24 protein-coding genes and 1 pseudogene are annotated in these 25,451 nt (G+C 70.6%); 20 read left to right on the plus strand and 5 right to left on the minus strand.

From position 1 onward, the window contains the following. The first annotated feature begins 148 nt into the window (after window positions 1-148). The 12 genes from rplS (at window position 149) to ACFYS8_RS35155 (ending at window position 12,580) form a co-directional block, all read left to right on the plus strand. Window positions 149-499 (plus strand): 50S ribosomal protein L19, encoded by a 351-nt coding sequence (rplS, locus tag ACFYS8_RS35100; protein ID WP_030458810.1) that lies wholly within the window; start codon window positions 149-151, stop codon window positions 497-499. A gap of 176 nt (window positions 500-675) precedes the next feature. Continuing rightward, on the plus strand, window positions 676-1,464 hold the full coding sequence (lepB, locus tag ACFYS8_RS35105; RefSeq protein ID WP_387649311.1) for a signal peptidase I: 789 nt from the start codon (window positions 676-678) through the stop codon (window positions 1,462-1,464). Window positions 1,465-1,732: 268 nt separating this feature from the next. Continuing rightward, a complete protein-coding gene (lepB, locus tag ACFYS8_RS35110; RefSeq protein ID WP_387649314.1) occupies window positions 1,733-2,497 on the plus strand; it encodes a signal peptidase I in 765 nt (254 codons plus the stop codon). A gap of 205 nt (window positions 2,498-2,702) precedes the next feature. Then, window positions 2,703-3,626 (plus strand): signal peptidase I, encoded by a 924-nt coding sequence (gene lepB / locus ACFYS8_RS35115; RefSeq protein WP_387649316.1) that lies wholly within the window; start codon window positions 2,703-2,705, stop codon window positions 3,624-3,626. A 167-nt stretch (window positions 3,627-3,793) separates the two neighbouring features. After that, window positions 3,794-4,543 (plus strand): signal peptidase I, encoded by a 750-nt coding sequence (lepB, locus tag ACFYS8_RS35120; RefSeq protein WP_387649317.1) that lies wholly within the window; start codon window positions 3,794-3,796, stop codon window positions 4,541-4,543. A 70-nt stretch (window positions 4,544-4,613) separates the two neighbouring features. Then, window positions 4,614-5,087, plus strand: a complete 474-nt coding sequence (locus tag ACFYS8_RS35125) for an NUDIX hydrolase (protein ID WP_387649319.1) — start codon at window positions 4,614-4,616, stop codon at window positions 5,085-5,087. 56 nt (window positions 5,088-5,143) lie between these two features. Next, window positions 5,144-5,470 (plus strand): DUF2469 domain-containing protein, encoded by a 327-nt coding sequence (locus ACFYS8_RS35130; protein ID WP_030458804.1) that lies wholly within the window; start codon window positions 5,144-5,146, stop codon window positions 5,468-5,470. Window positions 5,471-5,759: 289 nt separating this feature from the next. Then, the gene (locus ACFYS8_RS35135; protein WP_387649382.1) at window positions 5,760-6,230 is read left to right on the plus strand and encodes a YraN family protein; all 471 of its coding nucleotides are present in this window, start codon (window positions 5,760-5,762) and stop codon (window positions 6,228-6,230) included. Window position 6,231: 1 nt separating this feature from the next. Next, window positions 6,232-7,884, plus strand: coding sequence for a YifB family Mg chelatase-like AAA ATPase (locus ACFYS8_RS35140; RefSeq protein ID WP_387649322.1), 1,653 nt, complete (start codon window positions 6,232-6,234; stop codon window positions 7,882-7,884). Between the two features lie 607 nt (window positions 7,885-8,491). After that, window positions 8,492-9,646: a DNA-processing protein DprA gene (gene dprA, locus ACFYS8_RS35145; RefSeq protein ID WP_387649324.1), complete on the plus strand. Its 1,155-nt coding sequence runs from the start codon at window positions 8,492-8,494 to the stop codon at window positions 9,644-9,646. A gap of 1,330 nt (window positions 9,647-10,976) precedes the next feature. Next, window positions 10,977-11,846, plus strand: a complete 870-nt coding sequence (gene whiG / locus ACFYS8_RS35150; RefSeq protein ID WP_387649385.1) for an RNA polymerase sigma factor WhiG — start codon at window positions 10,977-10,979, stop codon at window positions 11,844-11,846. Window positions 11,847-11,944: 98 nt separating this feature from the next. Further along, window positions 11,945-12,580, plus strand: coding sequence for a TetR/AcrR family transcriptional regulator (locus ACFYS8_RS35155; RefSeq protein ID WP_387649327.1), 636 nt, complete (start codon window positions 11,945-11,947; stop codon window positions 12,578-12,580). Between the two features lie 72 nt (window positions 12,581-12,652). Here the strand turns inward: ACFYS8_RS35155 and ACFYS8_RS35160 are convergent. Continuing rightward, window positions 12,653-13,138, minus strand: a pseudogene (locus ACFYS8_RS35160) (peptidoglycan DD-metalloendopeptidase family protein); the annotation flags it as partial. A 592-nt stretch (window positions 13,139-13,730) separates the two neighbouring features. Here ACFYS8_RS35160 and rpsB point away from each other — a divergent pair. From rpsB to rlmN, 7 genes are all read left to right on the plus strand, one after another. Beyond that, window positions 13,731-14,591 (plus strand): 30S ribosomal protein S2, encoded by an 861-nt coding sequence (gene rpsB / locus ACFYS8_RS35165; protein ID WP_387649330.1) that lies wholly within the window; start codon window positions 13,731-13,733, stop codon window positions 14,589-14,591. A 131-nt stretch (window positions 14,592-14,722) separates the two neighbouring features. Then, window positions 14,723-15,562 (plus strand): translation elongation factor Ts, encoded by an 840-nt coding sequence (tsf, locus tag ACFYS8_RS35170; protein ID WP_387649333.1) that lies wholly within the window; start codon window positions 14,723-14,725, stop codon window positions 15,560-15,562. A gap of 287 nt (window positions 15,563-15,849) precedes the next feature. Then, window positions 15,850-16,605: a UMP kinase gene (gene pyrH / locus ACFYS8_RS35175; protein WP_387649334.1), complete on the plus strand. Its 756-nt coding sequence runs from the start codon at window positions 15,850-15,852 to the stop codon at window positions 16,603-16,605. Between the two features lie 81 nt (window positions 16,606-16,686). Next, window positions 16,687-17,244, plus strand: a complete 558-nt coding sequence (frr, locus tag ACFYS8_RS35180; protein ID WP_014138333.1) for a ribosome recycling factor — start codon at window positions 16,687-16,689, stop codon at window positions 17,242-17,244. Next, a complete protein-coding gene (locus ACFYS8_RS35185; RefSeq protein ID WP_387649388.1) occupies window positions 17,241-18,254 on the plus strand; it encodes a phosphatidate cytidylyltransferase in 1,014 nt (337 codons plus the stop codon). Before frr ends, ACFYS8_RS35185 begins: the two co-directional genes overlap by 4 nt. A gap of 99 nt (window positions 18,255-18,353) precedes the next feature. Further along, window positions 18,354-18,542, plus strand: a complete 189-nt coding sequence (locus tag ACFYS8_RS35190) for a hypothetical protein (protein WP_387649337.1) — start codon at window positions 18,354-18,356, stop codon at window positions 18,540-18,542. Window positions 18,543-18,582: 40 nt separating this feature from the next. Continuing rightward, the gene (rlmN, locus tag ACFYS8_RS35195; protein ID WP_387649339.1) at window positions 18,583-19,683 is read left to right on the plus strand and encodes a 23S rRNA (adenine(2503)-C(2))-methyltransferase RlmN; all 1,101 of its coding nucleotides are present in this window, start codon (window positions 18,583-18,585) and stop codon (window positions 19,681-19,683) included. Window positions 19,684-19,742: 59 nt separating this feature from the next. Here the strand turns inward: rlmN and ACFYS8_RS35200 are convergent, their stop codons facing one another. The 4 genes from ACFYS8_RS35200 to ACFYS8_RS35215 all read right to left on the minus strand — a co-directional run bounded on the left by ACFYS8_RS35200 (window position 19,743) and on the right by ACFYS8_RS35215 (window position 23,678). Continuing rightward, window positions 19,743-20,882 (minus strand): hypothetical protein, encoded by a 1,140-nt coding sequence (locus tag ACFYS8_RS35200; protein ID WP_387649340.1) that lies wholly within the window; start codon window positions 20,880-20,882, stop codon window positions 19,743-19,745. A 9-nt stretch (window positions 20,883-20,891) separates the two neighbouring features. Next, window positions 20,892-21,599, minus strand: a complete 708-nt coding sequence (locus tag ACFYS8_RS35205; protein WP_387649343.1) for an ABC transporter ATP-binding protein — start codon at window positions 21,597-21,599, stop codon at window positions 20,892-20,894. Between the two features lie 214 nt (window positions 21,600-21,813). Further along, on the minus strand, window positions 21,814-23,208 hold the full coding sequence (locus ACFYS8_RS35210; RefSeq protein WP_387649345.1) for an aspartate aminotransferase family protein: 1,395 nt from the start codon (window positions 23,206-23,208) through the stop codon (window positions 21,814-21,816). After that, complete coding sequence (locus tag ACFYS8_RS35215) at window positions 23,205-23,678, minus strand: Lrp/AsnC family transcriptional regulator (protein WP_014138339.1); 474 nt, start codon at window positions 23,676-23,678, stop codon at window positions 23,205-23,207. Before ACFYS8_RS35215 ends, ACFYS8_RS35210 begins: the two co-directional genes overlap by 4 nt. Before the next feature lie 266 nt (window positions 23,679-23,944). Here ACFYS8_RS35215 and ACFYS8_RS35220 point away from each other — a divergent pair, with 266 nt between their 5' ends. Next, window positions 23,945-25,390 (plus strand): gamma-aminobutyraldehyde dehydrogenase, encoded by a 1,446-nt coding sequence (locus tag ACFYS8_RS35220; protein ID WP_387649349.1) that lies wholly within the window; start codon window positions 23,945-23,947, stop codon window positions 25,388-25,390. Window positions 25,391-25,451 lie beyond the last annotated feature (61 nt).

The raw sequence follows: 25,451 nt of genomic DNA on the forward strand, positions 1-25,451 counted from the left end.
CTGTCTGTCGCCGGACTCCCCTCGTGGGGGTCAGTGGACCGGTGCCCCCGCCACGGGGGGTTCATCGCCAACCGAAGCGGCCCGCAGCACCACCCAGTTGAGACGATTTTCCGTGGGCGGCCCGTGGCGCCTGCGATGGAGAGCAACGATGAGCAACAAGCTCGCTGCTGTCGACGCGGCCTCGCTGCGCACCGACATCCCCGCCTTCCGCCCCGGCGACACCCTGAAGGTGCACGTCCGAGTCATCGAAGGCAACCGCTCGCGCGTCCAGGTCTTCCAGGGCGTTGTCATCCGTCGTCACGGCGCCGGCATCGGTGAGACCTTCACCGTTCGCAAGGTCAGCTTCAACGTCGGTGTCGAGCGCACCTTCCCGGTGCACACCCCGGTCGTCGAGAAGATCGAGGTCGTGACCCGCGGTGCGGTTCGCCGCGCCAAGCTGTACTACCTGCGTGACCTCCGCGGCAAGGCCGCGAAGATCAAGGAGAAGCGCGACGCGTGATCGCGCAGGCTCGACGGGGGAAGGCCCTCCGACCGGTTTAGACCGGGAGGATAAGCTCACCCCCGATGAGCACGCACGAGCCACCGACGGACCGCGACGGCAGTCCCGTACCCACGGGTGCGGACACGCCGACGCGGTCCGTTGTCGTTTCCGGGCCCGTGATCGGCAGCGGGGCCGTGATCGACGGTGGAACCGAGGGCGACGCTGCGAGTGGGCGCCGGGCCAGTGAACCGGACGCCGGAGACGACGCCGGACACGATGCCGAGGACGACGCCGGAGACGACGCCGAGGACGGTGCCGGGCGGCGGTGGTCGCGGGACCTGCTGTGGATCGGTGCGGTGTGCGTGGCCGCGCTGCTGCTGGTGAACGCCTTCGTGGCCCGGCCCTTCGCGGTGCCGTCCGGCTCCATGGAGGGGACCTTGCAACCGGGGGACCGGGTGCTGGTCAACCAACTCGCCTACGCCTTCGGCGAGCACCCGCAGCGGGGCGATGTAGTGGTCTTCGACGGCATCGGCTCCTTTCTGCCGTACCAGGACGAACCGTCCGGGGTGAAGCGACTGCTGACCAGAGCCGGGCTGGCCCCGGCCGGCAACACGGTCTACGTGAAGCGAGTGATCGGTGTCGGCGGCGACCGGATCACCTGCTGCGGCTCCGACGGCCGTCTCCGGGTCAACGGGGTGCCGCTGGACGAGAGCGGATATCTGCTCCCCGGCGACGCACCGTCGGCAGTGCCGTTCGACATCGTGGTTCCTTCCGGCAAGTTGTGGGTGATGGGCGACCACCGCAGCGCGTCCCGCGACTCCCGGGACCACCTCGGCGAGCCCGGCGGCGGCACCGTTCCCGTGGACCGGGTGATCGGACGCGCCGACTGGCTGCTGTTCCCCCTCGGCCGGACGACCTCGCTCGAACGGCCGGCGGCATTCGCCGCGATAGAGGGGACCGGTGGTCATGGGGAGCAGAGGTAGACCCAGGGCCGCCACCGACGGAGCGGACGGTGCTGACCAGGCCGATGGCGCCGAGGCTGCTGACACGGCCGGGGGAGCGGGGGCTGGGGGAACCGAGGAGGCTGGGGGAACCGAGGAGGCGGGGGGAGCCGAGGAGGCCGAGGGGGCGGCCGACGGCGGTGGGGGCGGTGCCGGGTGCAGCCGGGCCGTGAGGGGCCGCGCCGAGCGGCGGCGGGCCGCAAAGCGGGCTGGGCGTCGCGGACGGCGCTCCTTTCTGCGTGAACTGCCGGTGATCGTGCTGGTGGCGCTGGTCATTGCCGTGGTGCTGAAGACCTTCCTGGTCCAGGTGTTCGTCATTCCCTCCGGTTCGATGGAGCCGACCCTGCAGGTCGGCGATCGGGTCGTGGTGGACAAGCTCACCCCGTGGTTCGGTTCGGAGCCGGAGCGCGGCGAGGTGGTGGTCTTCAAGGACCCCGGCGGCTGGCTGGAGAACGACCACAAGCCGGCTGCGGACGGATCCGTGCTGCACAAGGCCGCGTCGGTGTTCTCCGCGGTGGGGCTCCTTCCTTCCGACGACGAGCGAGACTTGATCAAGCGGGTGATCGGTGTCGCGGGCGACACCGTGGAGTGCTGCGACGCCCAGGGCCGGCTGAGCGTGAACGGCACCCCGCTGGACGAGCCGTACATTGCGCCCGGCAACGTGCCCTCGCGGATCACCTTCAAAGTGACAGTCCCTCAGGGGCGATTGTGGGTGATGGGGGACCATCGCGACCTGTCCGCGGACTCCCGCTACCACATGGGCAATCCGGGCGCCGGGACCGTCCCGGTGGCGAATGTGGTGGGTCGTGCGTTCGTGGTCGCGTGGCCGCCCTCCCACTTCGGTCAACTGGGTGTTCCCAATTCACTCTCCGCTGTGCCGGTGCAAGTGGCAGGATCATCGGCCGTTGGACCGATTCCTGCGGAACCCCCGCTCGTTATAGGTGTGTTGGGCGTCCTCCCGGTCGTTGTCGGGCGGTGGAGAGTGCACCGGCGGGTCGGGCCAACGGCCGACTGACGGTTCGGTCGGCGCGTGGGAACACGGGCTGGCTGACCGGGAGTGATAGAGAAGTGCTGAAGTGCTCGGTTCCGGCCTGGTGTCGGGCGTGCCCGGGTAGGGCAAGCCAGAGGCGGGTTGTCGGTCGATCGCAGAGTGTGGTGCCCGCTGTGCGGCACTGGTGAGCGCGGACGCGCAGGCGTCCGCACAGCAGGGAGGAGATGTCGTGGGGGATCTGGTGATCGGTGCCCGCTCAGGTGCTCCGGAGCCCGACGGGGAGCCTTCGGGCAACTCCGATGGGCGACACGCGGAGGACGGTGACGCCCTGCGGGCGGCCGAGTCCGATGCGGCCGAGGAGAGCGATTCGGCGGCGCCGCCGGGGGCCAAGAAGGCTCCCAAGCAGCGTTCCTTCTGGAAGGAACTGCCGATCCTGGTCGGCATCGCCCTGATCCTGGCCCTGGTGATCAAGACCTTCTTCGTCCAGGCGTTCTCGATTCCGTCGGGTTCGATGGAGAACACGCTCCAGGTCGGTGACCGCGTGCTGGTCGACAAGCTCACCCCGTGGTTCGGTTCGGAGCCGGAGCGCGGCGAGGTGGTGGTCTTCAAGGACCCGGGTGGCTGGCTGAACGACGAGCCCGCCCAGCGCAGCAGCAACTCCTTCGTGCGTGGCGTCCAGGACGTCTTCAGCTTCATCGGGCTGATGCCGTCCAGCGACGAGAAGGACCTGATCAAGCGTGTCATCGCGGTCGGCGGCGACACCGTCGAGTGCCAGGGCACCGGCCCGGTCAAGGTGAACGGCATCGCACTCGACGAGCCGTACATCTTCCCCGGCAACACCCCGTGCGGGGAGAAGCCGTTCGGTCCGGTGAAGGTGCCGGACGGCCGGATCTGGGTGATGGGCGACCACCGCGCCAACTCCCTGGACTCCCGGTTCCACATGGACCAGCCGGGCGGCGGCACCGTGCCGGTCGGGAACGTCGTCGGCCGCGCGTTCGTGGTGGCCTGGCCGATCGGTGACTGGGCGACGCTGCCCGTCCCCGACACCTTCGACCAGAAGGGTCTGGCGGCCGGCGGGCCGCTCGCGCCGCCGCTGGCCGGCGCGGCCCTGGTTGCCCCCGCCGTGTGGTGGGTGCGCAAGCGCCGTCGCTGACCGGTCGCAGACCGTCCGCGACTGACTCTTGCGCGGGCCGTGGTACTCGTGAGTAATCTGCTCGCACGTGCCACGGCCCGCAGTGCTGTCCAGCCCAGGACGGCGAGGCCCAGGCAGGTAGCGAGCGCTCGCCCGGAGCGCGTGAGCGCCAGGAGAGGGCGAAGCCGATGAGCAGCGTCGTGGAGCAGACACCGCCCACCGAGGCCCAACCGGCCCGCCGCCGGAACCCGGCGTCGATCGTGCAGGGCGTGGTGATCGCGATCGGATTCGTGATGCTGGTCGGAGGCTTCGCGATGCTCGCCATCCAGTACCGGCCCTTCAAGATCCCCACCGGATCGATGAGCCCCACCCTGGAGGTCGGCGATACCGTCCTCGCGCACACCGCTGACGGGAAGTCGATCGGACGCGGCGACATCGTGGTCTTCCAGGACACGGATTGGGGCAACGCCACCCTGGTCAAGCGGGTGGCCGCCGTCGGTGGCGACACCGTCTCCGGCGATCGCGAGGGGCGGATCACCGTCAACGGCCACCAGGTGGACGAGCCCTACTTGGCGAAGGCCACAGCGCCCGCCACCGCGTTCTCGGTGACGGTGCCCGAGGGGCGGCTGTTCCTGCTCGGTGACTTCCGCGGGAACTCGATGGACTCGCGCAGCCATCTGGATGTGGCCTTCGGCTCCGTTCCTGCCTCCGGAGTGAAGGCGAGGGTCGAGGCGGTGATCCTGCCGCTGTCCCGGGCAGGGTTGGAGGGGCGCACCGCAGCCTTCGACGAACTGGGTGCGCCGCGTGCTCACCAGGCGGGCGTGCTGGTGCCGGCCAGCTGGACGGCGGTTGGCGGGGCGGTCCTGATCGTGCTCGCCTCCGCGGCGGGCTGGGCGGTCTCTCTGAGCCGCAAGCTGCAGGGGCGGCGGAAGGCCTGAATCGGGGGCCGACGGCATCTCGGGGCCGGCCCGGAAACGGGCGCAGAACCTCAGGACGGAGCTGAACCAGGTGGCGGTCGAACGTCGCAGAGCCGTCCGCGTGCTGCTGCTGGACCCGGACGGGCGCGTCCTGCTGCTGCAAGGGACCGATCCGGCCGCGCCGGGCATCGACTGGTGGATCACCCCCGGTGGCGGCATCGAGCCGGGCGAGAGCCCGGCCGAAGCGGCCCGGCGTGAACTGGCCGAGGAGATCGGGCTGACCGAGGTGGAGTGGGGACCGCTGGTCGCGTACGGCACGGTGACGTTCTCCTTCCAGGGCAGGGACTACGAACAGGAGCAGTGGTTCCACCTGGCCCGCATCGGTCGGAGCGAGGTGGTACTGCGGCAGAGCGGGGCGGAGGAGCACGCGCTGCTGCTCTCCGTCCGCTGGTGGACGGTGGGGGAGTTGAGGACCACTGAGGAGACCGTCTACCCGCGCGGACTGGCCGCGCTGATGGAGCAGGTTCTGACGGAAGGGCCGCCAGAACCGCCAGTACGGCTCTGAGCACGGGCCCGGTGGTCCACAATGGGGTGGACGTGACGAGTGAGGGGACGCTTGGAATGAGTGCCGAAGACCTCGAGAAGTACGAGACCGAGATGGAGCTCAAGCTCTACCGGGAGTACCGGGATGTCGTCGGCCTGTTCAAGTACGTGATCGAGACCGAGCGGCGTTTCTATCTGACGAACGACTACGACCTCCAGGTGCATTCGGTGCAGGGCGAGGTGTTCTTCGAGGTGTCGATGGCGGATGCGTGGGTCTGGGACATGTACCGACCGGCCCGGTTCGTTCGGAAGGTCCGCGTGCTGACTTTCAAGGACGTGAATATCGAGGAGCTGGCCAAGAGCGATCTCGAGCTGCCCTCGGACGACTCCGCGTTCGGGAACTGACCGCTCTGCGGCTGAACGGCCGGCCCGGGAGTGCCCCGGGCCCGACAGCCCAGGGTGGGCGGGGAACGGCGCGGCCGACCGCGCCCTTCCACCGGAGCGGCCGCACCACGATGGCCTGCGGCGACGCCCGGGCCACCGAGACTGGTCGTTGAAATCGTCGGATGTCCAGCGCATTTTGGATTTGCCACTCGAACGAGTGAGCTAAGTTATCCACAGGCCCGAGTTATCCACAGGCTCGACGATTTCGCTGGCCCATCTCCCGGCTGTGACGGCAACCTTCCGGCCGGAGGTGATTGCCGTGCAGAATCCCAACAAGATTTCCACCAACGGCCTCGGACGCTACGGCGAGGAGGTCGCCGCCCGCCGGCTCACGGAGGGCGGGCTGTGCATCCTGGAGCGCAACTGGCGCTGCGCCGAGGGCGAGCTCGACATCGTCGCGCTGGACGGGGACACCCTCGCGGTGTGCGAGGTGAAGACCAGGTCCGAGCGGGGCTTCCAACAGCCGTCCGAAGCGATCGACCAGAGCAAGGCCGATCGGTTGCGCCACCTTGCCGAACGGTGGCTCGTCGAACGCTGGCCCGTGCACTTCTCCCGACTGGTGCTGGCTGCCGAGCGGGTCGACGGCGGCGAACCGACGGACGAAGCCTCGGTCGGCGGACCGGCGCCCCCACCGCCGGGCGGAGTCCGCATCGACCTGGTCGCCGTGGTCAACCCCCGCAAGGGCGCCGCCGCGGTCGAGCACCTGCGGGGGGCGGTGTGAGATGGCCTTCGCCCGCACCTGCTCGGTCGCCCTGGTCGGGGTGGACGGCGTCGTGGTCGAGGTCCAGGCCGACCTCGAACCCGGACTCGCAGCCTTCAGCCTGGTGGGCCTCGCCGACAAGGCCCTCCTCGAAGCCCGCGACCGGGTCCGCGCAGCCGTCTCCAACAGCGGCGAGAAATGGCCGCTGCGAAAACTCACCGTGGGCCTCACCCCGGCCTCCGTACCCAAGAGCGGCAGCGGGTACGACCTGGCAGTGGCCTGTGCCGTACTGGCGGCCGCCGAACGGCTCGACCCCGCGTCGATCGACGGCCTGCTGATCATCGGCGAACTCGGACTGGACGGCCGGGTGCGCCCGGTGCGCGGCGTCCTGCCCGCAGTACTCGCTGCGGCGGACGCCGGCTACCGCCAGATCGTGGTCGCCGAACAGACCGCCGCCGAAGCCGAGTTGGTTCCAGGTGTCTCCGTCCTCGGCGTACGAAGCCTGCGTCAACTCATCGCCATCCTCACCAACGCCCCCATCCCCGACGAACCACCCGATCCGTCCATCGGCCGTCCGGACTCCTCGTTCGCCGGACTGATGCTCCCCGGGCTCGGCGTCCGCGATGTCAGCTCGGACCAGGCCTGCCGACCCGACCTCGCCGACGTGGCCGGGCAGTCCGAAGCCAGGCAGGCCCTGGAGATCGCCGCAGCGGGCGGCCACCACCTGTACCTCAAAGGGCCGCCCGGAGCCGGCAAAACCATGCTGGCGGAACGGCTCCCCGCCCTGCTCCCACCACTCACCCAGGCCGAAGCCCTCGAAGTGACCGCGATCCATTCCGTGGCCGGCCTGCTCCCACCCGACCGTCCGCTTATCAACACCCCGCCGTACTGCGCACCGCACCACTCGACCACCATGCCCGCCATCGTGGGCGGCGGAACGGGACTGCCCAGACCCGGTGCCGTCTCCCTGGCCCACCGCGGCGTGCTCTTCCTCGACGAGGCACCCGAATTCCCGGTCCGGGTCCTCGACGCCCTTCGACAACCCCTGGAATCGGGGGAGGTGATGATCGCCAGAGCCGCGGGTTCGATGCGGCTACCCGCCCGATTCCTGCTCTGTCTGGCCGCCAACCCCTGTCCCTGCGGCCGCTATTCGTTGAGAGGAGAAGGCTGCGAATGCACACCCGTCATGGTCAACCGCTATCAGGCCAGACTGTCCGGGCCGCTGCTCGATCGAGTAGACCTCCAAGTACAGGTCGCCGGGGTCAGCAGAGCCGAGTTGCTGCAGCAGGGCGGAAAAGTCGAGAGCACAGCTACGGTCGCCGAACGCGTAAGGGAGGCCCGCGAGCGGGCCGCCGCTCGCCTCGCCGACACCCCGTGGCGGACGAACGCCGAAGTGCCTGGGCACGAACTGCGCACGCGCTGGCAACTCGCGCCCGGCTCGCTCATCGACGCCGAGCGTGACCTCGACAGGGGGTTGCTCACCGCACGAGGCCTCGACCGAATTCTCCGCGTCGCCTGGACGGTCGCCGACCTCGCCCACCGTCCCCGCCCCACCCGTACCGACGTCCAGACCGCGCTCACCCTCCGCACCGGAGTCCAGCGCGTCACCCGCCCGAACGACCGCAGATCCGACCCGTACTACGACGTGGATGCCGACCTGGGCGCCGAGTCCTGACCAGGCATCACCTGTGCTGCGGCTGGCAAGTCCGCAGGCCGGCAGGCCCGCAGACCCGCAGCACAAGGCGCCACGCAGCGCACCAGACCGTGAAGCGGCCCGTGCGCCAACTCCCCCGCCGGACAAGCCATCGCAGGAGGACCTTCCCGTGACCGCAGCACTTCCCGCACCCCAGCAGCATGCCGACTCCGCCGCCCCACCGACGCTCACCTCGGTGCCCAACGGCCCGGCCCGCGACCGCGAGACCGCAGGCCCGCATGGCGGCCCGGCCCACGCCGGGCGAGCCCAGCGCGGCAGCCGTCACTTCGTTGGCGAGCCCACCTTGCCGGGTCCACCTGACAGCCCCTGTCCGCCCCATCCGCCCGACGACCGTGCGGCGGGTGACGGCCACGACCGGTTGCGCCACCTGATCCGCGGAGCCGGCCCACCCGCCGTTCATCGAGCGGGCTCGGACACCGTCGATTCCCGGCTTGCGGTCCCGGACTGTGCGGTGACCACAGGCCATGCCGCACAAAGTGCCGCGACGAGTCGGCACTGTACGGCCGAACCGGGCGCCGCGGGCCACTCCGCACACCGGGTCATCCGTCCCGTCGGGTGGGCCGCAGCGGTGACCACGCCGGACCCGCCCGAGCCCGAGCGGGTCGCCAGAGCGGCGCTCACCCGGCTGATCGAACCGGGCGATGCGGCCATCGGCCGGGCGATTCAGCGCCTCGGTGTGGTCGGCCTGGTGCAGGGCTTCTACCGCGGAGCATCGCCGAGCCGACTTGGGCTCGGAGCGGACCGGATCACCGCCTACCAGGAGAGGCTGCGAAAGTTCAACCCGGCCACCGACCTTGAACGAATCGCCAAGCTCGGTGGGAAGTTCATCATTCCGGGCGACACGGAGTGGCCCTCTCAGCTGGACGACCTCGGCGACAGCCGTCCAGTCGGACTGTGGATCCGCGGCCGGCCGCGGACGCGGCTCCCCTCGTTGCGCCTGCTGGCGCTCAGGTCGGTCGCCATTGTCGGATCCCGGGCCTGCACCGCCTATGGGCGGCACATCGCCGGCCAGCTCGGCTCGGAACTGGCCGAGCGCGGCTGGGTGGTGGTCTCCGGAGCCGCGTACGGCGTCGACACGGCCGCCCATCAGGGTGCGCTGGCCGTCAACGGGATGACGATCGCGGTCCTTGCCAGTGGGGTCGACATCTGCTACCCGCGCGGGAACGAGTCACTGATCGAGCGGATCGGAGATGCCGGGTTGCTGGTGAGTGAATTGGCGCTCGGGATGAACCCGACCAGGTTCAGATTCGTGCTGCGTAACCGGGTAATAGCGGCGCTCACCAGAGGCACGGTCGTGGTCGAGGCGGCACCTCGCAGCGGCGCGCTCAGCACCGCACGTCGTGCGATGGATCTCAACAGGCACACGATGGGTGTTCCCGGCCAGGTGACGTCCGAACTCTCGGCGGGAGTTCACGCGTTGATCAGAAGCGGAGCCGCAACTCTGGTCACCAACGGTGCCGAAGTGGGCGAGCTGATCGGCTCCATTGGCAACGATCTGGCACCGGAGCGGGTCGGTCCGATCCTGCCGAGAGACGCGCTGGTGCCATCGGTGGCAAGGGTTCTGGAAGCGGTGCCGGCGAGTGCGGACGGCGCACCGGTGCAGCGACTCGCCCAGTACGCCGCGCTCTCCCCGCAGGAGACCGTGCACCACCTGCACGAGCTGAGCTCGCTGGGCTTCGTCGAGAGGCACGGAGCGCACTGGAGGTTGGTACGACGCAAGTGATCGGATCTGCGCAATAGCGGACATGGAAGGTCGACCGAACGGAGCATCCCGTCAACAGGAAGGAACCCCAGGTGAGTTGAGAGCGACGCTGAGACGGGTGAGCCCGGGAGGGCGACAGCGGCGAGCGGGAGTGACGCAAAGATTCCGACGTGTTGAGGGAGGTCTGTGCTGGTCGGCGGCTCGGCGGAGGTGGGGTGCCCGGCAGCCGGCCGGGCCCCGACCCGCGACGCGCCGGTGGAGCCCGTTGCTGCCACCGGATCGGGCGACGCCCGAGTGGCGGTAGCACTGTGCAGCGACTTGGTCACGCTACGCTCCCTTATGGCGTCCCTATCAGCACATGACTCGGCAGAACGGCGCAGACCAACGCATGCCCACTCACATTCCCGGACACAGGGTGACCGGTGACGGTCGGTCCCCGGACGGGACCGGGGCCGAGACCCGCAACGCCGCGGAGCTGCGGGCCAGGCCCTCGGGAGTCGTGGGAATGGCGAGGCCGGGCAACCCCCCGACCGCGACCCCACAGTCCCAGGCCCGTCCCGCTTCGCCCTCGCCCCTTCCCCGTCCTCCCGTCCCGCTGGGGCCGTCGGACCGGCAGTCCCCGGCGCGCCCGCCCATCGAACGGCCCGGCCAGTTGCTGCCCTGCCCACAAGCAGTGCCGTCCAGTGTGGCCAAACCGAGGCCGCGCGGGGAGGAGACCACCAGCACCCCGCCGGGTGGGCCGGCGCCGGTCGGTGGTGGGAGCGCCGATCAGCCGGGCGCCGACCAGCCGGGCGGCAGTCAGCTCGGCGAAGGCCAGGGCGACGATGGGCCGACGCCCGGGCGGGCTGCGGCCGAAGCGCAGGCGGCGGGCGCCTCCTTCGTCGACGCGTCGCCCGCGAACGCCAGGCCGGTGCGGGGCCAGTCCAGGCGCGGCGCGCGTTCGAAGGTGAAGCCGGGGGAGCTTCCCACCCGGAGTTCGCAGGTTCGCCGACAGACGGGCGGGCCGGAGGCGGAACGTTCCTCGGATGCGGCAGCCGCCGCGTCGGCAACGGCGCCGGAGCCAGGGCAGGGCGAGTCGCAGCCTCAGCCCCAGCCCCAGCTTCTGGCCGAGCCGCCGTCGGCCGAGCCGCCGCCGGCCGAGCCGCCGGTCGGTCCGCGGCCAGTCGCGCTGCCCGGGCCGGCCTCGGCGTCGACGTCCAGGCCTGCGCCCGTGTCCGAGACTCCCGCGTCCGAGACGCCGGCGACTGCGGCACCCGCGTCCGCGGCACCCGCCCCTGCGGCACCCGCGTCCGCGGACGGCGAGGGCTTGGCGAATACGGGGACCGGGCCGGGCGCGCGTGTTGGCGCGGTGGTGCCTGCGCCGGCGGCGGCGCCCACGGTGGGTGGTGCCGGGCCCGAGGGTGTGGAGGCTGAGGGGAAGACAGCGGCGGCGAGTCGGGGCAGCACAAAGGGCGGGGCGGACCAGTCGGCGCTCCAGATGCTGTGGCGTTCGTACAAGGAGACGGGCGCCCAGGGGCTGCGCGACCAGCTGATCCTGCACTACTCGCCGCTGGTGAAGTACGTCGCGGGCCGGGTCGGGGTCGGACTGCCGGCCAATGTGGAGCAGGCGGACTTCGTGTCCTCGGGGGTCTTCGGGCTGATCGACGCCATCGAGAAGTTCGACATCGATCGGGCGATCAAGTTCGAGACCTACGCGATCAGCCGGATTCGCGGCGCGATCATCGACGAGCTGCGGGCGCTGGACTGGATCCCGCGGTCGGTGCGGCAGAAGGCGAAGGCGGTCGAGCGGGCCTACGCCACCTTGGAGGCCCGGCTGCGGCGGACGCCGCACGACCCCGAGGTGGCGGCGGAGATGGGCATCGCGCTGGACGAGCTGCACACCATCTTCAGCCAGCTGTCGCTGGCCAACGTGGTGGCGCTCGACGAACTGCTGCACTCGGCGGGCGAGAGCGGTGACCGGCTGACTCTGATGGAGACGCTGCCGGACCACGGTGCCGACAACCCGGTCGAGATCGCCGAGGACCGCGAGCTGCGCCGCCTGCTGGTCTCGGCGGTCAACACCCTGCCCGAACGGGAGAAGACGGTGGTGACGCTCTACTACTACGAGGGCCTGACGCTCGCCGAGATCGGCCAGGTGCTCGGGGTGACCGAGAGCCGGGTCAGCCAGATCCACACCAAGTCGGTGCTGCAACTGCGGGCGAAGATGTCCGACGCCCGCTGAGACGAGGATGCGAAGGCGGGGACCGCTCGCGAGGTCGGCGGATCGGCGGGTACGCGGTGTGCGCCCCCGTCGGCCGTTGGCGTCCGTAGAGTTGGTGCGTGCCGAAAATCCGGGCGGCCACGGTGGCCGAGCATCGACAGTTGCAGCAGGCAGCACTGTTGGACGCCGCGCGCGTCCTGTTGGCGGAGGGCGGCAGGGAGGCGCTGAGCTTCGGTGCCCTCGCCGCGCGGGCCGGCCTGGCCAGGTCCTCGGTGTACGAGTACTTCCGGTCCAAGTCGGAGCTGGTGGAAGCCCTGTGCGCGGTGGACCTCCCGCTGTGGGCCGCCGAGATCGAAGCCGGCATGGCGGCCTGCGACGGTCCGGCCGAGCGGATCGAGGCGTACGTCCGGGGGCAGGTCGCGCTGGCCACCGATCCGGTGCACCGCGCCCTGGTGGCTGTCGCCGAGTACGAACTCGACGACGCGGCGCGGGCGCGGATCAGGGCCGCGCACACCGGCCTGACCGCGCTGGTGGTGCGCACCTTGGAGGAACTCGGCCACACCGGGCCGGCCGTCGCGGCTTCGCTGCTGCAGGGCGTGGTGGAGGCGGCGGTCCGCCAGATCGAGCGGGCCCGGGAGGCTGCCGACGTGCCGGAGATCGCCGACGCCGCGGTGCGGTTCGCTCTGGACGGCCTCCGGTCCGGTGCCGCGGGAACCGCCGGGGCCGACGCGGACTCCGGTTCGGGCGCGGGCTGATCCGGCGTCGGGGGAGTCGAGCGGCAGCAAGCGGGCCCGGCCGGTGCCGAGCAGGGCGAGTGGATCGAGGTAGCGGGTGCCGCGGAGCAGGCCCCAGTGCAGGCAGTCGACGGGGCAGTGCCCGGAGTCGGCGGTCAGTTCGCCGATCGGTTCGCCCGCCGCGACCGCAGCGCCGACCGGGACGGACCCGGCCACCGGGAGGTAGGTGGTCCGCAGCGGGGGAGTGCCCGAGCCGGTGTGGGTGACCACCACGATCGGGCGGCCGGCCACCTGCCCGGAGAACGTCACCACGCCGGGCGCGGCCGCCCGCACCGCCGTGCCGGCCGCGGCTGCCAGGTCGACGCCGCGATGCCCGGCCGCCCAGCGCACCGGAGGCGGATCGAACCGCCGCAGCAACCCGGACCGATCACCCACCGGCCACACCCTCCCCGGCCCCGGCCCGGCCGTCCCGAGCCGTACCGCCCCCGGCCCCGCCGCCGTGGAGAACCCCACCGGGACCACCGCCACCGGGCTCCCCGACCCGTTCCCACCGGTGATCGCGGACGCAAGACCCGCCATCACCAGCACCACACCGACGCGCACCGCCACCCGCCTGAACGAACCCCGCCCACACCCCACGCCAACCTCCCTCAACGCGACGAAACCGGCACAGCGCCAGCACCCGGCGCAAACCACGACAAGCCCGCTCAGCAGGCGCGACCCCCACCATGGAGGTCGGAGCGTTGGCGTCGCCCGCCGATTCCGGGGGCTGTGGACAAACCGGGGGCTGTGGACAACTGCCGTCCCCCACAGGGGTGAACGGTGGGCGGCGGGCCGCCCGTAGCGGTGCTGAACAGGGCGGCGGGACCGCACGGAGTCGCCCGCCGCGCGGGGCTTCCCGTACACTTCACACGCGACCCGGTCTGCCGGGTCGACTTCGCACGCCCCGCCACCGACGGCCCGCCCCTCCGGGGAACGGTCGAAAGGTGCGAGTGCCGCTCGGTCCGCCGAGCCTGCCGAGGCCGCAAGCCCCGAGTAGGCCAAGCGGCTTGGCACGTCGGGGCGTCAGGCGTGACGGTCGCCCGACCGGCACGGACAAACCGAGAGCCCCGGCACCCCGCAGAGCGCACCTGCCTCGCGGCGCGCCGGGAAACACAGAGGAGTACGGCACATGGCCGTCGTCACGATGCGGGAGCTGCTGGAGAGCGGCGTCCACTTCGGTCACCAGACCCGTCGTTGGAACCCGAAGATGAAGCGCTTCATCTTCACGGAGCGCAACGGCATCTACATCATCGACCTCCTGCAGTCGCTGAACTACATCGACCGCGCCTTCGAGTTCGTCAAGGAGACCGTTGCCCACGGCGGCAGCGTCCTCTTCGTCGGCACCAAGAAGCAGGCCCAGGAGGCCATCGCCGAGCAGGCGACCCGCGTGGGCATGCCGTACGTCAACCAGCGCTGGCTGGGTGGCATGCTGACCAACTTCTCGACCGTCTACAAGCGTCTGCAGCGCCTCAAGGAGCTCGGCGAGATCGACTTCACGGATGTGGCCGGCTCTGGCCTCACCAAGAAGGAGCTCCTGGTCCTCCAGCGCGAGTACGACAAGCTGGAGAAGACCCTCGGCGGTATCCGCGACATGCAGCGCGTTCCCAGCGCTGTCTGGATCGTGGACACCAAGAAGGAGCACATCGCGGTCGGCGAGGCCCGGAAGCTCAACATCCCGGTCGTCGCCATCCTCGACACCAACTGTGACCCGGACGAGGTCGACTACAAGATCCCGGGCAACGACGACGCGATCCGCTCCGTCACCCTGCTGACCCGCGTGATCGCCGACGCCGTCGCCGAGGGCCTGAAGTCCCGCGCCGGTGTCGCCAAGGGCGACGCGAAGGCCGAGCCGGGCGCCGACCAGCCGCTGGCCGCCTGGGAGAAGGAGATCCTCGAGGGCGAGAAGGCCGCCGAGGCCCCCGCCGCCGAGGCTGCTGCCGAGGCCCCGGCCGAGGCTGAGGCTCCGGCTGCCGAGGCCGAGCAGGCCTGACGTACCACCAGGGTGAGGGGCACCGGCCGGGCTGAGCCGGTGGGTGCCCCTCTCTCCCGTGCCGGGGTACCGCACCCCGGGCCCCGGCACTTTCCCACGCAGACACGCGAGACGTGAGAAGAGATCACACGATGGCGAACTTCACCGCCGCGGACGTCAAGAAGCTCCGTGAGCTCACCGGCGCCGGCATGATGGACTGCAAGAAGGCTCTGGACGAGGCCGAGGGCGACGTTCAGAAGGCCGTCGAGCTCCTGCGCATCAAGGGCCAGAAGGGCGTTGCGAAGCGCGAGGGCCGTGACGCCTCCAACGGCGCCGTCGCCGCGCTGATCGCCGAGGACAAGAAGTCCGGCGTTCTGGTCGAGCTGAACTGCGAGACCGACTTCGTCGCCAAGGGTGGCAAGTTCGTCGAGGTCGCCGACGCGATCGCCGCGCACGTTGCCGCCACCTCCCCGGCCGACCTGGAGGCCGCGCTGGCTTCCGAGATCAACCCGGGCCAGACCGTCCAGCAGTTCGTGGACGAGGCCAACGCGACCCTGGGCGAGAAGATCGTCTTCCGTCGCTTCGCGCAGTTCGACAACGACGGCTTCGTCGGTGTCTACATGCACAAGTCGGACCCGGACCTGCCGCCGACCATCGGTGTCCTCGTCGAGCTCGACCAGGAGAACGCCGAGACCGCCAAGGACGTCGCGCAGCACATCGCCGCGTTCGCGCCGAAGTACCTCTCCCGCGAGGAGATCCCGGCCGAGGAGCTCGAGAACGAGCGCCGCGTCGCCGAGGCCACCGCGCGCGAGGAGGGCAAGCCCGAGGCTGCCCTGCCGAAGATCGTCGAAGGCCGCGTGACCGGCTTCGTCAAGGAGAACGCCGTCCTGGAGCAGGCGTTCGCCAAGGACAACAAGAAGTCCGTCGCCAAGGTCCTCGAAGAGGCCGGCGTCACCCTCAAGCGCTTCGTTCGCTTCCGCGTCGGCGCCTGAGACCGTTCCGCGCAGTTCCTCCCCGCCAGGACCGGCCCCGGGCCGGACATAAGGTAGGAGGACACGCCCGTCCGTAAGGACGGAGGAACGCGCCGACCGCGCCCTCCAGCACCCCGTGGGGGCGGCGTCGGCACCATGAACGACGAGGAGGCCATTGCCGTGCAGGAGACCGTACCGGTTCCCGCGGCAGTGGCCTCCTCGCGTATGCACGGCACCGGGCCCGCACGCCCGGCGTCGTGAGTAGCACTTGCAGATCTGCTGACCAGCAGGCGGAGAAGGGAAAGTCCATGCAGGAGACGCAGGAGACCGCACCGGACGGCACCCGCCGCCGGGTACTGCTCAAGCTGTCCGGCGAGGCGTTCGCCGGCGGAGGCGGCCTCGGCGTCGACCCGGACGTGGTGCACGCCATCGCCCGTGAGATCGCCACGGTGGTGCGCGCGGGAACGGAGGTCGCCATCGTGATCGGCGGCGGCAACTTCTTCCGCGGCGCCGAACTCCAGCAGCGCGGCATGGACCGGGCCCGTTCCGACTACATGGGCATGCTGGGCACCGTGATGAACTGCCTCGCGCTCCAGGACTTCCTGATCAAGGAGGGCATGGAGACCCGCGTGCAGACCGCCATCACGATGGGCCAGGTCGCCGAGCCGTACCTGCCGCTGCGCGCCATCCGGCACCTGGAGAAGGGCCGCGTGGTGATCTTCGGCGCGGGCATGGGCATGCCCTACTTCTCCACCGACACCACCGCCGTGCAGCGCGCCCTGGAGATCCACGCCGACGTCCTGCTGATGGGCAAGAACGGCGTCGACGGGGTCTACGACTCCGACCCGCGTACCAACCCCGCCGCGGTCCGGTTCGACGCGCTGGACTACACCGAGGTGATCTCCCGCGACCTCAAGGTCGCCGACCTGACCGCGATCACCCTGTGCAAGGACAACCGCCTGCCGATCCTGGTCTTCGAGCTGCTCGCCGAAGGCAATATCGCCCGTGCGGTCAAGGGTGAGAAGATCGGCACACTCATCAGCGAGGACTCCGCCCAGGCCTAGTCGCCGGGGGCACTGAGTAGCAACAGCCGTCCGGGGCACCGGTACGGAACAACAGCAGATGAACCGGACAGGGAGCACACAGTGATTGACGAGACCCTCCTCGAGGCCGAGGAAAAGATGGAGAAGGCCGTCGGGGTCGCCAAGGACGACCTTGCCGCCATCCGTACCGGCCGTGCACACCCGGCGATGTTCGCCAAGATCGTCGCGGAGTACTACGGCGCCCTGACGCCGATCAACCAGCTGGCCTCGTTCTCCGTCCCGGAGCCGCGGATGGCCATGGTCACCCCGTTCGACAAGACCGCGCTGAAGGCCATCGAGACCGCGATCCGCGACTCGGACCTGGGCGTCAACCCGTCGAACGACGGCTCCGTCATCCGGGTGGTGCTCCCGCAGCTCACCGAGGAGCGCCGCCGCGAGTACATCAAGCAGGCCCGCGGCAAGGGCGAGGACGCCAAGGTCTCGGTCCGTTCCATCCGCCGCAAGGCGAAGGACGCGATCGACAAGCTGGTCAAGGACAAGGAGATCGGCGAGGACGACGGCCGCCGCGGCGAGAAGGAGCTCGACGACCTGACCGCCAAGTTCGTGGCGCAGATCGACGAGCTGCTCAAGCACAAGGAAGCCGAGCTGCTGGAGGTCTGACCCCAGACCCCCGCGCGTACGCCCCGGTCCGGCGGCTCTGTCCGCCCGGCCCGGGGCGCGGCTCGACCCGGGCCGGCACCAAACGGGTCACTCGCGGCGGCCTCCGGTATGGCACAGGGGGCGGCGCGGCACAGACTCAGTTCATGCCCCCCGCCCAGGAGACCTCCGTGGCCCAAACCGACCAGCAGCCCCGCAAGCCGCGCGGCGGCCGCAACCTGCCCGCCGCGATAGGTGTGGGAGTCGGCCTCGGGGCGGTGATCGCGGCCTCGCTGTTCGTGGTCAAGGCGGTCTTCATGGTGGTGGTGGCCGCCGCCGTCGCCGTCGGCATCTGGGAGCTCACCAGCCGGCTCGCCGAACGCAAGGACATCCACGTCCCGCAGATCCCGCTGCTGGTCGGCGGCGTCGGCATGGTGGTGACCGGCTACTTCGAGGGCGGCCAGTGGGCCGCCGCGATCCTGGCGCTCACCGGCCTGGCGATGATGGTCGCCCGGATGTCCACGCCGCCGGAGAACTACCTGCGCGACATAACGGCAGGCGTGTTCACCGCGTTCTACGTGCCCTTCCTGGCGACCTTCGTCGCGCTGATGCTGTCCGCCGACGACGGCGCCTGGCGGATCCTGCTGTTCCTGGTCGTCACGATCTGTTCGGACACCGGCGCGTACGCCGTCGGCTACAAGTTCGGGCGGACCAAGCTCGCCCCGACCATCAGCCCCGGCAAGACCCGCGAGGGCCTGGCGGGCGGCATCGGCCTGTCGATGATCGCCGGCGCGCTGCTGATGCACTTCCTGATCGACGGCGGCGCCTGGTGGCAGGGCCTGATCCTGGGCGGCTGCGCGGCCGTCACCGCGACCCTCGGCGACCTCGCCGAGTCCATGATCAAGCGCGACCTCGGCATCAAGGACATGGGCACCCTGCTCCCCGGCCACGGCGGCATCATGGACCGCCTGGACTCGCTGCTCCCGACCGCCCCGGTGGTCTGGCTGCTGCTCACGGTCTTCGTCGGCAACTGACGCGCGCGCGACCGCTACGGCCTCCGGTTTCCGGGGGCCGTTTTTCGGTTGAGCGCGGGCCGTCGGCCCGCTACTGTCCGCTGTGGCGGAGGGGGTGCGATGAGCAGACGGCGGTACGTGGCACGCGGCGTCCCGGGCGGGTACCGGATCTGGGACAACCGGTCGCGGCGGTGGTGGGGAGACCTGTACGAGCTGTGCCCGGACGAGCTGGTGGCGGGCCTGAACGCGGGAGTCGACCATCCGACGCTGACGGCGCTGCTCAAGCGGTACCGGGCGGCGAAGAGGTAGCGACGGGGCAGGGGCCGCGGTCTGCGACACTGGATGAACCATGCCTAAGCCCGGAGAACTGACCTTTGTCGCGCCGCGTGGCGCCAAGCCCCCGCGACACCTTGCCGACCTCAGCCCTGCCGAGCGCAAGGAGGCCGTCGCCGAGCTGGGCGAACAGCCGTTCCGCGCGAAGCAGCTGTCGAACCACTACTTCGGCCGGATGTCGAACGACCCGGAGAGCTGGACGGACATTCCGGCGGCCAGCCGGGGCAAGCTGACCGAAGCGCTGCTGCCCGAGCTGATGTCGGTGGTGCGGCACGTGTCGTGCGATGACGACGCGACCCGCAAGACGCTGTGGAAGCTGTTCGACGGCACGCTGGTCGAGTCGGTGCTGATGCGGTACCCGGACCGGGTGACGATGTGCATCAGCTCGCAGGCCGGCTGCGGCATGAACTGCCCGTTCTGCGCGACCGGCCAGGCCGGGCTGACCCGGAACCTGTCGACGGCCGAGATCGTCGAGCAGATCGCCGCCGGCATGCGCGACCTGAAGACCGGGACGGTTCCCGGCGGCGAGGCCCGGCTGTCCAACGTGGTGTTCATGGGCATGGGCGAGCCGCTGGCGAACTACAACCGGGTGCTGTCGGCGATCCGTCGCCTCACCGACCCGGCGCCGGACGGTTTCGGGCTCTCCCAGCGCGGCATCACGGTCTCCACGGTCGGCCTGGTCCCGGCCATGCACCGGTTCGCGGACGAGGGCCTGAGCTGCCGTCTCGCGCTGTCGCTGCACGCCCCCGACGACGAGCTGCGGGACGAGCTGGTCCCGGTGAACACCCGGTGGAAGGTCGCCGAGGTGCTGGACGCCGCGTGGAACTACGCGGAGAAGTCCGGTCGCCGGGTGTCGATCGAGTACGCGCTGATCAAGGACATCAACGACCAGGCGTGGCGGGCGGACCTGCTCGGCCGGCTGATCAAGAACCAGCGGGTGCACGTGAACCTGATCCCGCTCAACCCGACGCCGGGTTCGAAGTGGACGGCCTCCCGCCCGGAGGACGAGCGCGAGTTCGTCCGCCGGCTGCAGGCGCACGGCGTGCCGACCACCGTCCGCGACACCCGCGGTCAGGAGATCGACGGCGCCTGCGGTCAGCTGGCCGCGGCGGGCTGAGGCCGCAGCAGCACGAACGCCCCGGTGGAAACCACCGGGGCGTTCCGCGTTCGTGGGTGCTACCTCAGCGGGCAGAGCGCCAGCGTCAGTCCGCCGGTCACCAGCAGGACGGTGCCGGCGGCGAGGGCGCGCAGGGCGAGGGTGCCGGTGAGCAGGCCGGGCGGGGTGCCGAGCCGGTCCAGGGTGGCGAGGGTGGTGCGGCGGTCGGCGCGCAGTTCCAGCAGCCGGGCGGCGAGCGCGGCGACGGCGCAGGCCAGGATCAGCAGGCCCTCGACCAGGGTGAGGGTGGGGACGTCGGCGTCGGTGCGGGCCCACTCGCGGCCGGCCACCAGCAGCAGCGCCGCGATCGCGGTGAGCACGGCCAGCGGCGTGCCGAGTCGGGGTGCCTGGGCGGTGAGCGCGCGGCCGGCCAGCAGGCGCAGCGGCGCGGGCCGGCGGATCACCATCAGCCGTCCGGCGAGGGCGAGCAGCGGGCCGGTCCACAGGGCGAGCGCGAGGGCGGCGAGCGTCCAGCCGGCCAGCAGGGCAGGGCTGGTGGCGGGCAGGCCGCCGGGCAGGTCGAGGGTCTTTTCGGCGTCGGTGGCGCCGGGCCGCAGTCCGTACAGTTCGAGGCCGATGCCGGCGAGCAGCAGCGGGCCCGGCAGGGCGAGCCGCCGGGCGCTCCAGCGAGCCGGGGCGGGTTCGGCGGGGCGGCCGGGCAGGGTGTCGGGGAACCGGACGGCGCAGGCCGCGGAGACGCCGGCGACCAGCGCGGGGACGGCGAGCAGGGTGACGGGTGCGGCGGTGGGCAGCGGGATGCCCATGCCGATGTCGGAGGCGAGCGAGGGCCCGGCGATGTCGTTGCGCAGCACCAGGAAGAGCAGCAGGGTGAGCCCGGAGCCGAGGGCGTAGGCGAGGGCGATCTCGCCGGCGATCAGCAGCCGGATCCGGCGGGGGCCGGCGCCGGCGGCGGTGAGGCCGGTGATCCGCTCGGGGTGCTGGGCGGGGACGGCGCGGGCGGCGACGGCGGCGAACCAGGCGACGGCGGCCAGCGGGGGCAGGCACCACAGCAGCCGGTCGGCGCCGCCAGCGGGTTCGGCCAGGGCCCGGCCGAGGGCGCGCAGCAGGAAGCCGGCGACCACGGCGGCGGCGGTGGCGGTGAGCAGCCAGCGGACCAGGTCGGGGGCGCGGTAGCCGCGGGCGAGTCCGAGATAGTACACGTCGGCCTCTCAGCGCCCGGCGGGGACGGCGGCGGGTTCGGTCGCGATCCGGCCGTCGATCAGGTGGACGGTGCGGTCGGCGTAGCGGGCGAGTTCCGGGTCGTGGGTGGCGAGTACCAGCGTCAGGTGGTGGGAGCGGGCGGCGCTGGTCAGTATCCGGAGGACCTGCTCGCGGGCGTCGCGGTGCAGCGGCGCGGTGGGGTCGTCGGCGAAGACCACGGGCGGCTCGGGGGCGAGGGCGCGGGCGACGGCGATCCGTTGGCGGCGGTCCTGCGGGAGGTCGGCGGGCCGGAGCTTGGCGCAGTCGGCGACGTCGAGGCGGTCGAGCCATTCGGTGGCGGCCCGGTGGGCGGCCCGGTGGCCGGCGCCGGCCAGCAGCAGGGGCAGGGCGACGTTCTCACGGGCGGTCAGTTCCGGTACCAGGTGCGGTTCGGGGCCGACGTAGCCGAAGCGTTCGCGGCGCAGCCGTTCGCGTCCGGCCCGGCCGAGGGTGTGCACGGGGGAGCTGTGGAACCAGACCTCGCCCTCGTCGACCGGGAGTTGCGCGGACAGGCAGCCGAGCAGGGTGGACTTGCCGGAGCCGCGCGGGCCGGTGACGGCGAGCATCTCGCCCTCGCGGACGCGGAGGGAGACGCCGCGCAGTGCGGGGGTGCCGTAGTGGGACTTGACGATCCCTCGGGCCCAGAGCACGTCGTTGTCGGGCGGGGCCGCTGACATGTGATCCATCCAGGTGCCGACGGGGATATGACAGTCGTCAGATTAGAACGATCGGACGGTGGTGCGGGTGCGCCGCACTGGCCCGAACGGGGGCGAATCGCCGCGAAAGCGGCGTGTTGCCCGCAGATTTGCTTCCGGATACGCCGAAGGGCGGTCCCGACGTGAGGAGTCGGGGCCGCCCTTCGGTGGAGGGTGGGGAAGAAAGCTCAGGTGATCAGATCTTCGCCCACGCGTCGGTCAGGCTGGTCCGCAGGATCTGCTCGATCTCGTCGAAGGTCGACTGGTCGGAGATCAGCGGCGGGGCCAGCTGGATGACCGGGTCGCCACGGTCGTCGGCACGGCAGTACAGGCCGTTGTCGAACAGCGCCTTCGACAGGAAGCCGTACAGAACGCGCTCGACCTCTTCGTCGTTGAACGACTCCTTGGTGACCTTGTCCTTGACGAGCTCGATGCCGTAGAAGTAGCCGTTACCGCGAACGTCGCCGACGATCGGCAGGTCGCGCAGCTTGTTCAGGGTGCCGAGGAACTTCGACTCGTTGTCGAGGACGTGCTGGTTCAGGCCCTCACGCTCGAAGATGTCGAGGTTGGCCAGCGCCACCGCGGAGGACACCGGGTGACCACCGAAGGTGTAGCCGTGCAGGAAGGTGTTGTCACCCTTGTAGAACGGCTCGGCCAGGCGGTCCGAGATGATCGTGGCGCCGATCGGGGAGTAACCCGAGGTCATGCCCTTGGCGCAGGTGATCATGTCGGGCATGTAGTTGAACTTCTCGGCGCCGAACATGGTGCCCAGGCGGCCGAAGGCGCAGATGACCTCGTCCGAGACCAGCAGCACGTCGTGGCGGTCGCAGATCTCGCGCAGGCGCTGGAAGTACCCGGGCGGCGGCGGGAAGCAGCCACCGGCGTTCTGCACCGGCTCGACGAAGACGGCGGCGACGGTCTCGGCGCCCTCGTTGAGGATGGCCACCTCGATCTCGTCGGCGCACCAGCGGCCGTAGGCCTCGGGGTCGACCGTGCCGTCGGGGCCCTCGAGGAAGGCCGGGGCGCGGTAGATGTTGGTGTTCGGGGCCTTGTGGGTGCCCGGAACCAGCGGCTCGAACGGGGCCTTCAGGCCCGGCAGGCCGGTGATCGACAGGGCGCCCTGCGGGGTGCCGTGGTAGGCGACCGCGCGGGAGATGACCTTGTACTTGGTCGGCTTGCCGGTCAGCTTGAAGTACTGCTTGGCGAGCTTCCACGCGGTCTCGACGGCCTCGCCGCCACCGGTGGAGAAGAAGACCTTGTTCAGGTCGCCCGGGGCGTAGTTGGCCAGGCGCTCGGCCAGCTCGACGGCCTTCGGGTGGGCGTAGCTCCACACCGGGAAGAAGGCGAGCTCCTTGGCCTGCTTGGCAGCGGCCTCGGCCAGCTCCTCGCGGCCGTGGCCGGCCTGGACGACGAACAGGCCGGCGAGCCCGTCGAGGTACTTGCGCCCCTTGTCGTCCCAGACGTAGGTGCCCTCGCCCCGGACAATCGTCGGCACGGGGGAGTTCTCGTACGACGACATGCGGGTGAAGTGCATCCACAGGTGGTCGTAGGCGGTCTTGGAAAGGTCCTTCTGCGCCGGCTCGGCTGTCATCGGGTGCCCCAGGTGTAGGTCTGTTTCCGGAGCTTCAGGTAAACGAAGCTCTCGGTGCTCCGCACGCCGGGAAGCGAGCGGATGCGCTTGTTGATCAGTTCGAGGAGGTGTTCGTCGTCCTCGCACACCAGCTCTGCGAGGAGGTCGAACGAGCCCGCGGTGCAGACCACGTAGTCGACCTCGTCGAACGCGGCCAGCGCGTCCGCGACCGGCTCGATGTCGCCCTCGACCCGGATGCCCACCATCGCCTGGCGGGTGAAGCCGACGGTGAGGGGATCGGTCACGGCGACGATCTGCATCACGCCCTGGTCGAGCAGCTTCTGGACGCGCTGTCGAACGGCCGCCTCGGACAGGCCTACAGCCTTGCCGATGGCGGCGTACGGACGGCGCCCGTCCTCCTGGAGTTGCTCGATGATCGCCTTGGAGGCGGCGTCGAGGGGAACGCTGGCGTTCCGGTCACGGTTGGCCACGCCGACACTGTGCCCGACATGGCAAGGATTCGCAAGCGGTGGTTCTGCTGATTTCGTCGTCCATTCGATGATCAAGAACGAAATGCGTGGCGCTTCGGGCGGGTCCCTGTCGATTCCGGCAGTGTCGGAGGTAGTCTGACGACGTACACGCGCGAGCGTGCACACCGCCGATCGTGGCTTGTCGCTGACATGCTGTGTCTGCGCCGGTCCGGAGTAATCTGGCGCCCGGGGATGCAACGAGGCAGGCCCAGACCGAGGAGAGACCCGTGAGCGAGCTTCGTACGCTGCGCAACTACATCAACGGTGAGTTCGTCGACGCGGCGGACGGCCGCACCCTCGACATCGTCGACCCGACCACGGGTGAGGTGTACGCGACCTCCCCGCTGTCCGGTGCCGCCGACGTGGACGCCGCGATGGAGGCCGCGGCCGCCGCGTTCCCGATCTGGCGGGACTCCACCCCGTCCACCCGGCAGAAGCTGCTGCTCAAGATCGCCGACGCGGTCGAGGCCCGGGCCGACGAGATCGTCGACGCCGAGGTCCGCAACACCGGCAAGCCGCGCGCGCTGACCCTCTCCGAGGAGATCGGCCCGATGGTTGACCAGCTGCGCTTCTTCGCCGGTGCCGCCCGCCTGCTGGAGGGCAAGGCCGCGGGCGAGTACATGGACGGGATGACCTCGATCATCCGCCGCGAGCCGGTCGGTGTCTGCGCGCAGGTCGCGCCGTGGAACTACCCGATGATGATGGCCGTGTGGAAGTTCGCCCCGGCGATCGCCGCGGGCAACGCCGTGGTGCTCAAGCCGTCCGACACCACCCCCGCCTCCACCGTGCTGCTGGCCGAGATCATCGGCGGCGTGCTGAAGGAGATGGAGCTGCCGGCCGGCATCTTCAACGTGATCTGCGGCGACCGTGAGACCGGCCGCCTGATGGTCGAGCACCACACCCCGGCGATGGCCTCCATCACCGGCTCGGTCCGGGCCGGCATGCAGGTCGCCGAGTCCGCCGCGAAGGACGTCAAGCGCGTCCACCTGGAGCTCGGCGGCAAGGCCCCCGTGGTGGTCTTCGACGACGCCGACATCGCCGAGGCCGTCGAGGGCATCTCGGTCGCCGGCTACTTCAACGCCGGCCAGGACTGCACCGCCGCCACCCGCGTGCTGGTGCACGAGTCGATCCACGACGCGTTCGTCGAGGCGCTCGCCAAGGCCGCCAAGGACATCAAGACCGGTGGCGTGGACGACGAGGACGTGCTCTACGGCCCGCTCAACAACGCCAACCAGCTGAAGCAGGTCACCGGCTTCATCGAGCGCCTGCCCGAGCACGCCAAGGTCGAGGCCGGCGGTCACCGGGTCGGCGAGGTCGGCTACTTCTACGCGCCGACCGTGGTCTCCGGCCTGAAGCAGGACGACGAGATCATCCAGAACGAGGTCTTCGGCCCGGTCATCACCGTGCAGAAGTTCACCGACGAGGAGCAGGCAGTCAACTACGCCAACGGCGTCGAGTTCGCGCTCGCCTCCTCGGTGTGGACCAAGGACCACGCCCGCGCGATGCGGATGTCCCGCCGCCTGGACTTCGGCGCGGTGTGGATCAACACCCACATCCCGCTGGTCGCCGAGATGCCGCACGGTGGCTTCAAGAAGTCCGGCTACGGCAAGGACCTGTCGTCCTACGGCTTCGAGGACTACACCCGGATCAAGCACGTCATGACCGCGATCTGACGCGGTAGCGGACGGAAAAGGGGCGCGAGGAACTGGGCCACCGATCATCGCTCTACGTGAG

The sequence above is a fragment of the Kitasatospora sp. NPDC004615 genome, from assembly GCF_042873545.1.
GTDB lineage: Bacteria > Actinomycetota > Actinomycetes > Streptomycetales > Streptomycetaceae > Kitasatospora.

Excerpts from the sequence above, each read along its gene's own strand:
- rpsB (WP_387649330.1), top strand. The coding sequence starts at position 13,731 with ATGGCCGTCGTCACGATGCGGGAGCTGCTGGAGAGCGGCGTCCACTTC.
- rlmN (WP_387649339.1), top strand. The coding sequence starts at position 18,583 with ATGCCTAAGCCCGGAGAACTGACCTTTGTCGCGCCGCGTGGCGCCAAG.
- pyrH (WP_387649334.1), top strand. The coding sequence starts at position 15,850 with ATGCAGGAGACGCAGGAGACCGCACCGGACGGCACCCGCCGCCGGGTA.
- ACFYS8_RS35205 (WP_387649343.1), bottom strand. The coding sequence starts at position 21,599 with ATGTCAGCGGCCCCGCCCGACAACGACGTGCTCTGGGCCCGAGGGATC.
- ACFYS8_RS35190 (WP_387649337.1), top strand. The coding sequence starts at position 18,354 with ATGAGCAGACGGCGGTACGTGGCACGCGGCGTCCCGGGCGGGTACCGG.
- tsf (WP_387649333.1), top strand. The coding sequence starts at position 14,723 with ATGGCGAACTTCACCGCCGCGGACGTCAAGAAGCTCCGTGAGCTCACC.
- ACFYS8_RS35140 (WP_387649322.1), top strand. The coding sequence starts at position 6,232 with ATGGCCTTCGCCCGCACCTGCTCGGTCGCCCTGGTCGGGGTGGACGGC.
- rplS (WP_030458810.1), top strand. The coding sequence starts at position 149 with ATGAGCAACAAGCTCGCTGCTGTCGACGCGGCCTCGCTGCGCACCGAC.
- lepB (WP_387649317.1), top strand. The coding sequence starts at position 3,794 with ATGAGCAGCGTCGTGGAGCAGACACCGCCCACCGAGGCCCAACCGGCC.
- ACFYS8_RS35210 (WP_387649345.1), bottom strand. The coding sequence starts at position 23,208 with ATGACAGCCGAGCCGGCGCAGAAGGACCTTTCCAAGACCGCCTACGAC.
- ACFYS8_RS35130 (WP_030458804.1), top strand. The coding sequence starts at position 5,144 with ATGAGTGCCGAAGACCTCGAGAAGTACGAGACCGAGATGGAGCTCAAG.